This is a genomic window from Halorubrum sp. Eb13 (genome assembly GCF_002252895.1).
GTDB lineage: Archaea > Halobacteriota > Halobacteria > Halobacteriales > Haloferacaceae > Halorubrum.
On the sequence record NZ_NHPE01000152.1, the window covers coordinates 1 to 14,780 of the forward strand.

At 64.9% G+C, this 14,780-nt stretch carries 5 protein-coding genes, 1 tRNA gene and 2 pseudogenes; 3 read left to right on the forward strand and 5 right to left on the reverse strand.

The features are described from left to right. From DJ75_RS17885 to DJ75_RS17900, 4 genes and pseudogenes are all read right to left on the reverse strand, one after another. A pseudogene (locus tag DJ75_RS17885) lies at nucleotides 1–1,006 on the reverse strand (hypothetical protein); the annotation flags it as partial. Between the two features lie 389 nt (nucleotides 1,007–1,395). Then, the gene (locus DJ75_RS17890) at nucleotides 1,396–4,602 is read right to left on the reverse strand and encodes a BGTF surface domain-containing protein (protein ID WP_217900404.1); all 3,207 of its coding nucleotides are present in this window, start codon (nucleotides 4,600–4,602) and stop codon (nucleotides 1,396–1,398) included. 2,017 nt (nucleotides 4,603–6,619) lie between these two features. Next, entirely contained in the window at nucleotides 6,620–10,039 is a 3,420-nt protein-coding gene (locus DJ75_RS17895) for a carboxypeptidase-like regulatory domain-containing protein (RefSeq protein ID WP_141212076.1), read from the reverse strand. Between the two features lie 510 nt (nucleotides 10,040–10,549). After that, nucleotides 10,550–10,703: transfer RNA gene (locus tag DJ75_RS17900), tRNA-Met, on the reverse strand. Between the two features lie 168 nt (nucleotides 10,704–10,871). On the opposite strand from DJ75_RS17900, the gene DJ75_RS17905 reads away from it, so the two are divergent. From DJ75_RS17905 to DJ75_RS17915, 3 genes are all read left to right on the forward strand, one after another. Continuing rightward, nucleotides 10,872–12,299 carry a hypothetical protein gene (locus tag DJ75_RS17905; protein ID WP_094525869.1) on the forward strand — a complete coding sequence of 476 codons (1,428 nt, stop codon included), beginning with the start codon at nucleotides 10,872–10,874 and terminating at the stop codon, nucleotides 12,297–12,299. Between the two features lie 94 nt (nucleotides 12,300–12,393). Continuing rightward, the gene (locus DJ75_RS17910; protein ID WP_094525870.1) at nucleotides 12,394–13,617 is read left to right on the forward strand and encodes a mechanosensitive ion channel family protein; all 1,224 of its coding nucleotides are present in this window, start codon (nucleotides 12,394–12,396) and stop codon (nucleotides 13,615–13,617) included. 250 nt (nucleotides 13,618–13,867) lie between these two features. Continuing rightward, complete coding sequence (locus DJ75_RS17915; protein ID WP_094525871.1) at nucleotides 13,868–14,266, forward strand: hypothetical protein; 399 nt, start codon at nucleotides 13,868–13,870, stop codon at nucleotides 14,264–14,266. A 29-nt stretch (nucleotides 14,267–14,295) separates the two neighbouring features. Here DJ75_RS17915 and DJ75_RS17920 read toward each other — a convergent pair. After that, nucleotides 14,296–14,780 (reverse strand): annotated as a pseudogene (locus tag DJ75_RS17920) (DNA mismatch repair protein MutL); the annotation flags it as partial.

Consider the following 14,780-nt stretch of genomic DNA (forward strand, 5'->3'; position numbering starts at 1 on the left):
CGCGGCCGGCCGCGTACGTGTTGAACAGCACGGTGACTTCGCCGTCGTCATTGCCGTCCTCGACGCTGATGTTGGCCTGATAGTTGTTCTCCTCGAAGTCGCCGATCACGACCGAGCCGGAGTCGGTATCGTCGAGCTCGACGGTGACCTCGGCGACGTCGCCCTGCGCGACGGTCGTCGTCCCGTCGGCGAGCGAGAGGTCGCCCTCGCCCGCTTCGGTCACGCTGATCGAGGCGGTGTCCGCGGCGGACGTGTCGGTCACGTCGAAGCTGAACTCGTACTCGCCCGTCGACAGGTCGTCGACGTCCGAGAACTCGGCGTCGAACGTGCCGTCGGTGACGCCTTCGAGGGTGATCTCGTCGTCGTCGTCGACGTTCGAGACGTCGAACTCGCCCTCGAAAAGCTGCTCGAGTTCGTCGTCGTCGAGGTCGCCGTCGGCGCTCACGTTGACGTCGTAGCTCCCGCGGTTCGACTCGATCTCGAGCTCGGCGTCGTCGTCGGACTGCACCGACTGCTCGTCGAACGCGGTGTCGAGGTCCTGAACCGCGACCTCGAAGGTCTCGGAGGGGGACATGTCCGCACCGGTACCGTCGAGGTAGTAGTCACCGGCGTCGAGGTCCTCGGTGTCGAAGACGACCGTCCCGCTCCCATCGGTTCTGAGCTCTTCGACGAAATCGGTATCACCGTCCCGGCTCTCACGGAGCGAGACGTCAGCGTCGGCGTCGAGACCGGTCACGCCGACGGTCTGGCCCTGCCAGAGGAGGTCGCCCTGGAGATCGGTGCCGCCGTTGGTGTAGAATCTGTCGACGTCGTAATCGTCGGCGTCACCGGTCTGGAACGGTACGTCTTGGCCCTGAATGCTCGCGGCGACCGGAGTCGCCGCATCTCCGGGAGCGGCCGCCGCCGCGGGAGCGACCGCGAAGCCGACCGCGACCGCGGAGACGACCATGATCGCCGCGAAGAGGACCGCAGTCGCCTTCCCTCGATAAGTCGTGTCGTGTATCATTAGTGGTATGTTGTCGTGTCGCGTTAGCAGCGTTCGCCGTCGCCTCGTGCCCGATCGTCGTTCCCGACACTGCGTCGAGTACACACCGGACTCGGCGCGGGTAGTCACGTACAACGCGTGGTAGGGGTACGCCGCCCGAAACACGGGCCGGTTCTTGTAAATACTTTGTGGGAATCGATCGACGGAAACGCCCTTCAAAAGGATTTCAGCCTTTCAAACGCCCGATTCGGGACAAATTACAAATTCGTTCCGGCGACTATCGTTCAGTAGCGACTACCGGAGACTACTCGTAACGCTTCAGCTACCGGAACTGAGTCCGATAAAGAAGGACTGCAAGGGGTCGGCCCGCGAGGGCCGATGGTTAGCGAGTGTGGTGAATCGCTGCTGCGTTATTCGCTACGCCGCGTAGCGAGGAGCGCAGCCGCGATGAGGGCCACGAGGGCCACGAGAGCGCCGAAGCCGGGCGTGGAGTCGTCGGTGCCGCCGTCGCCACCGTCTTCTCCGTCGCCGCCGTCTTCGCCGTCAGTGCCGTCTTCACCGTCGGTACCGTCCTCGCCGTCGGTACCGTCGTCACCATCCATGCCGCCTTCGGTTTCGATGGTGAGCGTGCCGGTCGCTTCGTCGTCGTCGGTGGAGACACCGTGCTCGTAGTCACCGGCCTCGAGTCCGGACGTGTCGGCCGTGAACTCGACGGTCTGGCTGTCGCCACCAGCGAGGGTGACCTCTTGTGTGTCGAGCTCGTCGCCGTCAAGCGTGAGCGCGACATCCTGGGTGCTCTCGGCTTCGCCGGTGTTCTCGATCGTCGCGGAGACAGTGACCGAGTCGCCGGCCGTGGCGGTCGCCTCAGACGGGCTCAGGTCCGAAACCTCGAACACACCGGGCGCCTGAACCTCCTCGACGACCGTCCCGTCGGAGGTGGCGTCGAAGGCAGCCTGCCGGACCTGCGCTTCGAACGTGTCGTTCACCGAGGTCTCGCTGAAGTCGAAGGTGGCCTCGAACGTGCCGTTGGGCGACACAACGATGTCTTCGTCGTTCTGGATGAAGCTCGTCGAGGCGTCGTCGTCACTGCGGACGCGCACGTCGAGCTCCGTCCCGGGCGCGACGTTGGTCGTGCCCGTGATGGACTGATCCTCGGCGTTCGTCACCTGGATCTCGTCTTCGTTGTCGAACTCGCCCTCGGCTTCCTCAACCGTGAACGTGCCCGACGTCTCGAGGAACTCCTCTTCGAAGGCGTCCTCATCGTCCTCTTCGAGGAGGTCGAGCAGACGCGCGTCCTGCACGTTGAGCTGGACCTCGTACTGGTCTTCGTCTTCGATCTGGACGTTCTCGTCGACAACGTCGTTCAGCTCGTCAGCGTTGGCGACGATGTAGTAGTTGTCCGTCTGGTCGTCGTAGACGACCGTGAAGATGTCCGAGAACGCGCTTGCGCTGCCGATGTCGCCATCGTTAACGAGCTCGTTCACGTCGATGGACGTGGTCGGCTCGTTCGGACCGGGGTTCGCCAGCTCGAGGGTGAACTCAAGCTGGTCCTGGTTGCCGTTTGCAGCGTTATCGGAGCCAGTGTAGACACCGTTGTCCTGCTGGAGCAGAGCGTAGAGCGAGTCGGTGCTCTCGGCGCTGCCGAGGTTGCCGCCACTAGCACTCGCGAGCGGGCCTTCGAGGCCAGGCGCGGTGAACTGGTGGACGAGCACGTCGCTGCGCGTGTCGTCGTCGTCGATCGCGAGCGTGTCAGTCTGCGTGACCAGGTCGCCTTCGACGGCGTCGTTGATCAGCGAGACCGTTGCGCTCTCGTTCTCGTCGTCGAGTTCGTCGACGATGTCAGTCTCAACGCTTTCACTCGTGCGCCAGAGCGCGAGAGCCGCGTCGTCGCGCTGCTGGATCGAGAGCGAGGAGATCGAGTCCGGATCCTCGATCGTGTCCGAGAATCGGGTCGCATCATCGGTGTACGGGCCGACGGAGACGTCGTACGTACCCGTGTCGAGGATGTCGTCCAGGTCCGTCTCGTCGTCGAGCTGGACCGTCGCATCGTCGTCTTCAGTGTAGACGATGTTGTCTGCGTCAGTGCCGTCGTCAAGCGTCCCAGCGGCGTACGTGTTGAAGAGGACAACAACTTCGCCGTCGTCGTCGTCTTCAACCGTCACGTTCGCTTGGTAGCCGTCGTCTTCCTCGTTCCCGATCACGAGGGTGCCTTCGTCGGTGTTGTCGAGTTCCACCGTGATGGCGGCGACGTCACCCTGCTGTTCGACGACCGCATCACCGATGGAGCCCTCGCCGTCCTGGGCTTCGGTGACGTTGATCGAGGCGGAGTCCTCGGCTTCGGTGTCGGTCACTTCGAAGTCGAAGTCGTACTCGCCTGAGTCGACATCAGTGAAGTTGGCCGCGTAGTCGCCGTCAGTGACGTCGACCAGCGTGACAACTTCCTCGTCCTCGTCGTCGAGGGTGATGTCGTCGAAGCCGCTGTCCTCGAAGATCGCTTCGATTTCCGTGTCGTCGAGACCGTCCGCGCTGACGTTCAGCGAGTAGGTCCCGCGGTTGGAATCGATCTCGAGGTCGACTTCCTCACCCTCTTCGACATCGTCTTCGTCCCACTCAGTCGAGAGGCTTTGGGTGGAGACCTCGAACTCGGTGGCTGCCTCGTCGTCGATACCCGGACCACGGAGGAAGTAGTCACCAGTTTCGAGGTCACCAGTGTCGATGGTGTACTCGCCGGCATCACTCGAGGAGAACTGCTCAACGGGGCTGCTCCCGGTGATGGAACCGTCGGAGCTGTCCCGGTCAGTGACCTCACGGAGCTGGTAGTCGGAATTACCGTAGAGGCCATCAACGTCGATGTCCTGACCCGCGTAGTACAGATCCGAGTCGGGCGTGTAAGACACACTGACGGTGCCGAGGTCGAAATCAACGTTATTTACTGTGGAACCGTCCGTGACGGTAACTTCCTCCGTCTTGGAAACCGTTCCGTTGTCGGCTTCGACGGTGTACGTGCCGTCGACGACGTTACTGATGGTGTAGGAACCACTACCACCGGTAACGGTGGCCGCACCACCGAAGTCGTCGGAGTCGGCGCCAGCCAGCGTCACGTCAGTGTCATCGACAGCGTTGCTGATTTGACCGGTCACTGAACCGGTCGCAGAAACGAGGTCGAACGAGACGGAGCCACCGTTGGCGCCGTTCTCATCAGTGATCTCGAAGGAGTACGAGTCACTGGAAGTGGTGTCACCGTTGTCGAGCGCTGTCGTGTCGTGCTCGTACTCAACGGTAACTTCGACACCCGTGTGAGCGCCATCAGTGGTGGCGTCAGTGAGGAGCAGTGTGTTGTTCGCTCCGTCGAATCCATCGTTGGAGACGGTTACGTCCGATCCAGTGGTGGAGACAGAGGTTACGTCCGGCGAAACGCCGGCGTCAGCAGCCTCGCTGAGGTTGACTACAACCGGAACATCACTGTCGTCTTCCGCGATGTCCACGGTGAACGTTACTGTCTGTGCTGCTGCACCATTACCAACGGCGACATCGTCTGCAGAAGTGCCGCTAATGTTGGTGGCAGCTGCAGCCGCGGGTGCGGCCGCAAAGCCGACTGCAACCATGGAGATGACCATGACTGCCGCAAAGAAGACCGCATTGGCCTTCGTGCGTGTGTTATTGTCGTTTGTCATTGTGTGTTGTGTTGTCTGCGTCGCGTCGGCAGCTTTCTCCTCACCTCAGTCGCCCGATCGTCGTTCGACCTACATCGCATCGAGGGCGCCACCGGACTCGGCTGTGGACTACTTGCTCCCCACGCTCGGATAGGGGTACTGCACTCAGAACGAGTGGCGGTCTTGGTAAATACTTTGTGTCTATCTTAAGCCGTGTTAAAACCTACCAAACAGCAGTAGAGGCCCTGAGACTCTATATTTCAGATATACAGTAGTGTCAGTTAATTAACTGCAAACAGCGATAAATATGATACTACCAACCGTTACGAGCGTACGAACGGTGCATCAAGAACGTCGCTGAGGGGCCGATTAGCCCGCTCCCGAAATCCTTACTGGGGTGCGCCAAGTACATAAAATAGAGCCCGCAGTGGGGCATCGTGCCAGTCTTTTGGATAGGGGACCACAGCGGTGCCCTGCTGGTCACTCGACACGCGCAGGTCGCGTCGGGCTCATTCGGACCCCCTCGTTTCTGCCGCCCTCCGTGTCACTTCTCATCGACATCGTCGCCGTCGGCGAGGCGATCGACGGCCGAGAGCGCAGTACGCCGGAACTGCCGGCGGTCGCGCCGAGCCGAACGTTCCGAAGGAGATACGTTCGACCGACGCGGTGAGCGTGGATACCGTCGCTAGTGGTCCCTCCTGTCGATAGATCAAAACTTTTTCACTGCACGAGCGGCAAACATCTCGTAGGGACCATTGGTCCCTGCTGAGGACAGGATTCCCCCTCTACACAAGCCCCTACCACCTGTCCTCTCGTATTCCGTCTCGCGACCCGGAGCTGACGCTCACCGTTCTCTGGTCAGTCGTATCGGACGACGGCCGCGAGCGACTCGTGGTACGTCACGATTGGGTTCTCGTCTCGCGTGTGCGCGGTGGATTGAGTTCGAACGGACTTAGGAGCGCTGTATAAGTGTTGCTGGAATTCTAACAGTCAATTAACGTCTGAGACGAGCCTAGAGCGCCTATGATCGGTGTTCTTGGAGGCAACTCCACGACAGTTAGAACAACATTATTCACTTCAATGACGTGTGCGGGCGAGATTCGACCGAAACAGCTAACATTAGGACGTGACTATTCCCGTCCGGGCAGAACCGCCCTTCAGGCGACGGGGACCTAGTTCTTTGGTAGGGGCTGTCCCCGTCGTCTGTGAGTTGCCGTGCGTCCCGCACATCGGCCCGATAACGCGACGAGACGGCGTCTAAATCTACTGCATGCTACGTCAACAAGCTTTCCCCGCGAGCCGAAGCGCCGCCGATTTCGTCGCGAGCACGCGCTCGAGTCCGCCGAGCGATGTCCGATGACCGCCGTCCGGGCTCTCACGCGATCGACGACGGCCGCCGAGCGCCACGTCGGTCGATACCGCGTGTGAACAGACCGGCCACGTCAACGCTGTCCGCGCGGGAACTGGATCGGCCTGCACGAGAGGGAGATTCTCGTGTCCACTGCATCGGTCTCCTCGCGACGTCGTCGGAGAGCCGAATAAAAGAGCTTCACCGAGCCGGGTGGCGCGACAGAGCTCGTTCGCGACTCGGACCGGCCCGCCTCCAGTTGGACGTCGAGCGCGGGCGGGTCCGAGTCGGCCCTGTGGGTACGCCGCCCGCGCAGTGTCTGGAAGTGTAGCAGGCATCACGACAACCGCCTGGTGGTACTCTGCGGGCCGAGAGACGCGCGCTGGCCGGAGACACCGACGGTTCACTACTTGGGTTCGCGACGCCAAAGACCACGGAGTCGAAACGAACGTCCGGACCACTGCGCGTCGACGTGCGGTCGTTCGCGTTTCGGTCGGCCGTAGTCGGGTTCGGCGTCTCGGCGGCGGCCTCGTGAGCCGTCGCTCGCCGAGCGGCGCGTCGTAATAAAGAGGTGCCGCGAGGGGTCGACCCGCGAGGGCCGATAGTTAGCGAGTGTGGTGAATCGCTGCTGCGTTACTCGATACGCCGCGTAGCGAGGAGCGCAGCCGCGATGAGGGCCACGAGCGCGACGAGCGCGCCGAAGCCGGGCGTGGAGTCGTCGGTGCCGCCGTCGCCACCGTCTTCTCCGTCGCCACCGTCTTCGCCGTCAGTGCCGTCTTCACCGTCGGTACCGTCCTCGCCGTCGGTACCGTCGTCACCATCCATGCCGCCTTCGGTTTCGATGGTGAGCGTGCCGGTCGCTTCGTCGTCGTCGGTGGAGACACCGTGCTCGTAGTCACCGGCCTCGAGTCCGGACGTGTCGGCCGTGAACTCGACGGTCTGGCTGTCGCCACCAGCGAGGGTGACCTCTTGTGTGTCGAGCTCGTCGCCGTCAAGCGTGAGCGCGACAGACTGGGTGCCCTCGGCTTCACCGGTGTTCTCGATCGTGGCCGAAACCGTGACCGAGTCGCCAGCCGTCGCGGTGGCCTGAGCCGGGCTCAGGTCCGAGACCTCGAAGACCGCAGGCTCCTGAACCTGCTCGACGACCGTACCGTCGGACTCGGCCTCAAAGGCCGCCTGACGGACCGTGGCTTCGAACGTGTCGTTCACTGCGGTGTCGCTGAGGTCGAAGGTCGCCTCCCAGGTACCGTTCGGCGTCACGACGATGTCTTCGTCGTTCTGGATGAAGCTCGTCGAGGCGTCGTCGTCACTGCGGACGCGCACGTCGAGCTCCGTCCCGGGCGCGACGTTGGTCGTGCCCGTGATGGACTGATCCTCGGCGTTCGTCACCTGGATCTCGTCCTCGTTGTCGAACTCGCCGTCAGCCTCTGCGACCGTGAACGAGGCCGAGTTCTCGAGGAACTCCTCTTCGAAGTCGTCCTCGTCGTCCTCATCGACGATGTCGAGGAGACGGGCGTCCTGCACGTTTATCTGGACCTCGTACTGGTCCTCGTCTTCCATCTGAACGTCGTCGTCAACGGCGTTGTTCAGATTGTCGATGTCGGTGACGATGAAGTGGGTGTCCGTCTCGTCGTCGTAGACGACCGTGAACACGTCCGAGAACTCGGACTGACTGACGTCGTTCGCGAGTTCGTTCGCGTCGATGGACGTGGTCGGCTCGTTCGGACCGGGGTTATCCAGCTCGAACACTAGTTCGAGCTGGTCCTGGTCATCCTCCGCGGCGTTGCCGTTCTCGTACTCGCCGTTATCCTGCTGGAGCAGCTGGTAGAGCGCGGCGGTGCTCTCGACGCTGCCGAGGTTCTCACCGCTGGCGCTCGCGAGCGGACCCTCGAGGCCGGGGGCGGTGAACTGGTGAACGAGCACGTCGCTGCGAGTGCCGTCGTCGTCGACGGCGATCGTGTCGGTCTGCGTGACCAGGTCGCCTTCGATGGCGCCGTTGATCAGCTCGACCGTCGCGCTCTCGTTCTCGTCGTCGAGCTCGTCGGCGATGTCGGACTCGACGCTCTCGCTGGTCCGCCAGAGCGCGAGCGACGTGTCACCGCGCTGCTCGATCGAGAGCGAGGAGATGGAGTCCGGATCCTCGAGGGTTTCCTCGAACCGGTCGTCACCCGTGTCCGGGCCGACAGACACGTCGTACGTGCCCGTGTCGAGGATGTCGTTCAGATCCGTCTCGTTGTCGAGCTGGACCGTCGCGTCGTCGTCATCGGTGTAGACGATGCTGTCGGCGTCGGTGCCGTCGTCGAGGGTTCCGGCGGCGTACGTGTTGAAGAGGACGGTTATTTCGCCGTCTTCGTCGTCTTCGAGCGTCACGTTCGCCTGGTAACCGTCGTCTTCCTCGTTACCGATGACGAGAGTACCCTCGTCGGTTTCGTCAAGCTCGACGTTGATGGCCGCGACGTCACCCTGCTCTTCGATGACCGCGTCACCGATCGTGCCCTCACCGTCTTCGGCCTCGGTGACGTTGACCGTGGCGGTGTCCTCGGCTTCGGTGTCCGTCACTTCGAACTCGAAGTCGTACTCGTCCGCGTCGATGTCGGTGAAGTTCGCCGCGTAGTCGTCGTCGGTGATGTCGACGAGCGTGGCGACTTCCTCGTCCTCGTCGTCGAGGTCGATGTCGTCGACGCTACCCTCGAAGATACCTTCGAGTTCCTCGTCGTCGAGACCGTCCGCGCTCACGTTGAGGTCGTAGGTTCCGCGGTTCGAGTCGATTTCGAGGTCGACTTCGTCGCCCTCTTCGACCTCTTCATCGTCGAACTCGGTCGAGAGGGACTGGACCGCGACTTCGAACTCGGTGGCGGACTCATCGTCGATACCGGGCCCGCGGAGGAAGTAATCCCCAGTTTCGAGGTCGTCGGTATCGATCGTGTACTCGCCGTCATCGGTCGTGGAGAACTGCTCTACCGGACTGCTAGTGGAGATGGCTCCGGCGTCGGTACGATCGGTGACTTCGCGGAGCTGGTAGTCGGTATCCGGCTGGAGCCCGGAGACGTCAATTTCCTGACCCGCGTAGTACAGCTCTGAATCGGGCGTGTAGGACGGGGTAACAGTGTCAAAGTTGGAGAAGTCAACTGTTTCGGGGCTTCCGTCCGAAACGGTCACTTCCTGCGTCTTGACAAATGAACCGTTGTCGACTTCGACGGTGTACGTGCCGTCGACGACGTTGGAGATCGTGTAGACACCGCTACCGTCAGTAGTGGTTGCGCCACTGAACTCGTCTGCGCCAGCGTCAGTCAGCGTGACGTCGGCATTAGAAACGGCAGTGCCGCCCGAGGTGGTGACAGTACCGGTCACTTCACCTGCGGCGTTCACAAGGTTGAACGAAACGGATCCGGTCTGGCTTCCGTCAGCGTTGGAGATTTCGAAGCTGACGGAATCGCCAGACGTGGTATCTCCGTTGTCAAGCGCCGTGGTGTCGTGACTATAGTCAACGTTAATAGTGGCCGTGTGGCCAGCACCGGTTGACGAAGTGTCACTGACGTTGATTGTGTGAACCGCTCCACTAATCCCTTCGTCAGAGACCGTAACGTCGCCACTTGGTGTGGAAACGTCAGTCACAGACGGAGCAATGTCGACGGCGGCCGCTTCGGAGAGGTTGACCGTAACCGGGACATTGCTGTCTCCATCTTCAATAGTTACGTCGAACGATACGGTCTGTGTTGCTGCACCGTTACCCACGGAAACATCGCCCGCACTTCCGGGGGAAACATTGGTGACAGCTGCTGCCGCGGGAGCGACAGCGAAACCAGCAGCAACCATGGAAATGACCATGACTGCTGTGAAGAAGACCGCGCTAGCCTTCTTGCGTGTTGTATTGTCGTTTGTCATTGTTGTTGCCGTGTTTCGTGTCGCGACAGGGTGCTTTGTCCTCGCCTGGATGCCCGTTCGTCGTCGGCGTCGCCTACTGACTCGACGTGGGTGCGGCCGGACTCGACGCGGATTACTCGCGTTCGTGTCGCTTGGGTAGGGGCTGCGGGCGACTGTTGCGGCGGTCACTATAAGTACTTTGTGTCGATAGCCAACGTGTGTGAACGCCTCACAACCAGGGCTGAGTGGGGTGAAACGGCCGTTTTCGATTTCGGGCGAAACGGACGTGTTCGACCTTCGCTGAGGACCGCAGAGACGTTTCAGCACCCCGAGAGGAAGTGGTGTGACGCGCCGGAACCGCGGTGTGGGGACTCGCACTCTGTTACCGCGAGCGACCGAGCTGCCGTGGCGACGGCGCGGACGGCCTCGGCTATTCGGGATCCACCGTGTTACGTTCTCGTCGGTAGCCTCCCGTCGTTGCGAGTCGCGTCCCACGTGACGAATCGCGGGGACCGGTCGCGAGTCGATCGGGCGGCGCCCTCACTAATCGTTCGAGTTCCGAACGCCGAAGCGCCACTGGCGCGCGCTGTCACGGCGACACTCCCGTGGCGCTCCGGCGTCGGAGAACGCGTGCGTCCGCAACAAATAGCTACGGCTCGGGTCAGTTGTTGTCACTCACCGTCCTAACAATGTGATGTATGGCCGGGGTGGGCTCCGAACCCACGATCTCCGCATGTCCCAGGTCCGAGGCTCGGCGGAGCCACGGGAAGGACGCGGACGCTTCCAAGGCGTCACCGCACCGAATCTCCGAACCCTATGAGTGCGGCGCTATGTCCAGCTAAGCCACCCGGCCTCACTGTTCCGTACCGCGATGATACTCTTTAAGCTTCCCATCCGTCGGAGGGATGTGAGGCGGTGACAGAGGGCGGCGACGGGGCCGTCAGCAGCGGCGGCGCCTGAGGTGACCGATCCGAGAACCGGACCCCGCGGATTTATGCGGGACGGGGCGAATCCCCGGGACATGAGCCTTCCCGACCTGCTCGCGGAGACCGTCGGCGACGAGGACGTCGTCGCCGCGGTCTCGCTTGGGGGAGACGACCGGCTCGCGGTGACGCCGACGCGGACGCTCGTCTATCGCGGCGACGGGCTGCTGTCGGACGAGTCGGTCGCGGAGTACTCCCACGACGTCGAGCGCATCGCGGTCTCGACGGGCCGCCGCAAGGCGAAACTCACCCTCGGCTACGGCCTCGACGGCGACGAGACCCTCTCGCTGCCGGCGAAGCGCGCCGACGAGGCGCTCCACCCGATCCTCGCCGGCGTCCTCTCGGCGACCGGCGTCACCGGCCCCGGCGAGTCCGTCCTCCGAACCTTCCGCTTCTCGGAGCTCACCCTCGTCGTCACCAGCGACCGACTGGTCAAACACGTCGGCTCCGCCGTCTGGGACGACGAGTTCGAGGAGTTCCCGTACGCCGACCTCACCGACCTCGACTTCGAGGAGGGGACGGTCGCGACCGCGGTCGTGCTCGCCCACGGCGGCCGCTCCGAGCGCTTCAAGGCCCCCAACGAGTCCGCGCGCGCGGTCCGCGAGACCCTCGTCGACGCCGTCTGCGACTATCACGGCGTCGACAGCTTAGAGGAGTTCCGCGTCACCGTCGCCGACGACGAGGAGTCCGAGGCCGACGCGGACGCCGACGGCGCGACCGACTTCGGCGAGGGGCCCGACCCCCTCTCGGCGTCGCCCGTCGCCGACGCGGAGGCGGAGGCCGAGGCGGCGGCCGAAACGGGGGTCGACTCCGGGCCGCAGACGGACGGCGAGCGCGGCGCGGGCGCGGCGAGCGACCCCCTCTCCGCGGGCGTCGGCGACGCCGAGCCGTCCGCCGCGACCGGAGCCGATGCCGCCAGCGATACCGAGCCCGCGGCCGCGTCCGCGGGCGAGACCGACGCCCGACCCGGTTCCGCCGGCGATCCGGTCGACGGCTCCGGCCCTATCGACGACGCTGAGCCGATCGACGACACCGACCCGCTGAGCGAGACCGGCGAGGGCGCGAGCGGGGACGCCGGGGGGCACGCGGTCGACGCCGACCCGCTGGCCGAATCCCCGGCCGAGGATCCGGCGATCGACGTCGGCACGGGAGACGGGGCCGACCTCGCGGGCGACGCCGCCGGAGAGCCGCCCGCGGAGCGGACCGCATCGGTCGATGAGGCCGCATCGGTCGAGGAGGCCTCGTCGGCCGATCCCGCTGACCCGGCCGCGGCGGGAGACGCGGCGGTCCCGACCGACGACGACGCGTTCGACGGGTCGCCGTTCGAGACCGCGGGCGTCGAGGGCGAGGACCTCGCGACCGAGGTCGCCGAGCTGCGCCGCACCGTCGAAGAGCAGTCCGAGCGGCTCGACCGGCAGTCGGCGCTCATCGAACAGCTGATCGAGGAGCTCCGACGCGGCCGCTGAGACCGGTCCGCGCCGTCCGGGGGCGGTTCGCCGAGTTCTCCGAACCGATAACCGTAGGGGTGCATTTTTAAATCCGACGACGAAGTCGCAGAGAGTGACCACACAGCTCGGCCCGCGCCTCGACGCGGCGCTCGGCGGCGTCGTGACCGCGGAGGCCCGCCTCGCCGTGACGGTCGGCATCCTCCTCCTGACGGCGCTGATCGGCTGGCTGCTCCTCCCGCGGGTCGTCCGCGCCGGCGAACGAGTCGTCACGGGGTGGCTGGAGCGCTTCCTCGACGGTCGGGGAGAGAGCTCGATCGAGACCCTCCGCGAGGCGGTGCCCGTCTCGTTCGGCCTGCGGCTGCTCGTCGGCCTGTTCCAGCTCGCCCTGTTCGCGCTCGCCGCCGTCGCCGTGCTGACGTTATGGGGGCAGTTTTCGGTCGTCGTCGCGGTGCTTCCCGTCGCTGAGAACGCCGCGACGGTCGCCGGGCGGGCCCTCCTCTCGGCGCTGCTGCTCGGCGGCGCCTACGTCGCGAGCGACGTGTTAGAGGAGTACGTCGCCGACCTCTCCGCCGACAGCGACCGCATCACGGCCCACCAGGAGCAGCTCCTCACCCGGATCATGCAGGTCGGACTGCTCGTGATCGCGGGCGTCACCGTCCTCGGGATCTGGGGCGTGAACCTCGGCGGCCTGCTCGTCGGGGCGGGCTTTCTGGGCATCGTGCTCGGGATGGCGGCCAGGCAGACCCTCGGCTCGCTCATCGCCGGCTTCGTGCTGATGTTCGCGCGCCCGTTCGAGATCGGCGACTGGGTCGAGATCGGCGATCAGGAGGGGTTCGTCACCGAGATCACGATCATGAACACCCACATGCGGAACTTCGACGGCGAGTACGTCGTCGTCCCGAACGATCTGGTCACCAACCAGGCGATCACGAATCGGAGCCGCGAGGGGCGGCTCCGCATCCACATGGAGGTCGGTATCGGCTACGACGACGACCCCGACGCCGCCAGCGAGATCGCGGAGGCGGTCCTGACCGAGATCGACACGGTCGCCAACAACCCGAAGCCGTACGCCATTCCCTCCGGCTTCGGCGACTCGGCGATCCTGCTCGACCTCCGCTTCTGGATCGACCCCCCGACGCCGCAGGCGCGCTGGCGCTCGAAGGCGTCCGCCGTCGAGCTGATTCAAGAGCGGTTCGCCGACGCCGGGATATCCATCCCGTACCCGCAGCGGACCGTCTCGTACCCGCCCGAGACGACGGAGGCGGACGAGACCGTCGAGCGCGTCGAGCGCTTCGACGGCGACGGCGACGGCCGCGTGAGCGACCGGCCGGCCTGAGGGCGCACCGCCCCGGACCGGCTCCACGTCGCCGCGGGTCGCCTCGTCCGAACGGCCGGGACGCCCCGTAGACGAGCGACGACGGCGTGGAACCGCCGAGGTCCGCGCAACTTCTTTTCATCCGGCGGTCCGAGAGACGGTATGAGCGGCCTCGGTCGCGGCCGAACGGCCGTCTCGGCGACCGGCGGGGCGTCTCGTGAGCGCCGCCGGTCGGCGCGAATCGCCCCGACCCCGCTCGGGTGGTGGGATAATGGTTGAGCGCGAGATTTACTGGCCGGACGTCGTCGTCGGACTGGGAGCCCTCCTGATCGGCGTGGCGCTCGTCGGCGGACTCGTCTACGCCGCAGCCACGACGTCGGTGACCCGCGAGGACTACGAAGCGTACGCCCGGCAGTGCGCGGACCTCTCGGAGGAGTCGCGACTGGTCGATACGGGACTGGGAATGGAGACGGTCCCGCTGAACGAGAGCGACGTTCGAGCCTGTGAGAACACCACCCTCGGAGAGTACCGGAGCGCGCGACTGCAGTCGATGCGGTCGACGCCGCTGAACGCGGTACAGCGGGGCTGGATCGGTGGCACCGGAGTCCTGATCGCGGCGGTCGGCGGGCACCTCCTCCGGCGACAGGCCACCGGCCATCGATCGGGGTGAGTCGCCGCACGGAGCGGCTCTCGGGTCGATTACCGGTCCCGATCGAACCCCGCCGCGAACGTCGCCTCGTCGACGGATAGCACCGTCGGCCGCCCGTGCGGGCAGGCGTACGGGCGGTCACACTCGCCGAGTCGGTCGAGGAGCGAGCGCTGTTCGTCTCGGCTCAACGACCCGATCTCCCCGCGCTTCAGCGACGGATGGCACGCCAAGTCGGCGAGCAGCGCCTCCCGTGCGTCCCGCGGCGACTCGCCGCTCGCGAGCGTCGCGAGCGTGTCGCGGAACGCGTCCGCGTCGGCGGTGCGACCGAACGGCGCCGGGACGGACCTGAGCCTGACCGTCCCGCCGCCGAACGGCTCCGTCTCGAAGCCGACCGCGGCGAGCGCGTCGGCGTGCGCCTCCGCGGCCGCGGCCTCGTCCGCCGACAGCGACAGGGTCGACGGCGGGTCGAGCGCCGCGGTCGGCACCTGCTCGTCGGCGAACGCCCGCGCGAGTCGCTCGTAGTTCACCCGCTCGT

Excerpts from the sequence above, each read along its gene's own strand:
- DJ75_RS17890 (WP_217900404.1), bottom strand. The coding sequence starts at position 4,602 with ATGGTCATCTCCATGGTTGCAGTCGGCTTTGCGGCCGCACCCGCGGCT.
- DJ75_RS17905 (WP_094525869.1), top strand. The coding sequence starts at position 10,872 with ATGAGCCTTCCCGACCTGCTCGCGGAGACCGTCGGCGACGAGGACGTC.
- DJ75_RS17915 (WP_094525871.1), top strand. The coding sequence starts at position 13,868 with ATGGTTGAGCGCGAGATTTACTGGCCGGACGTCGTCGTCGGACTGGGA.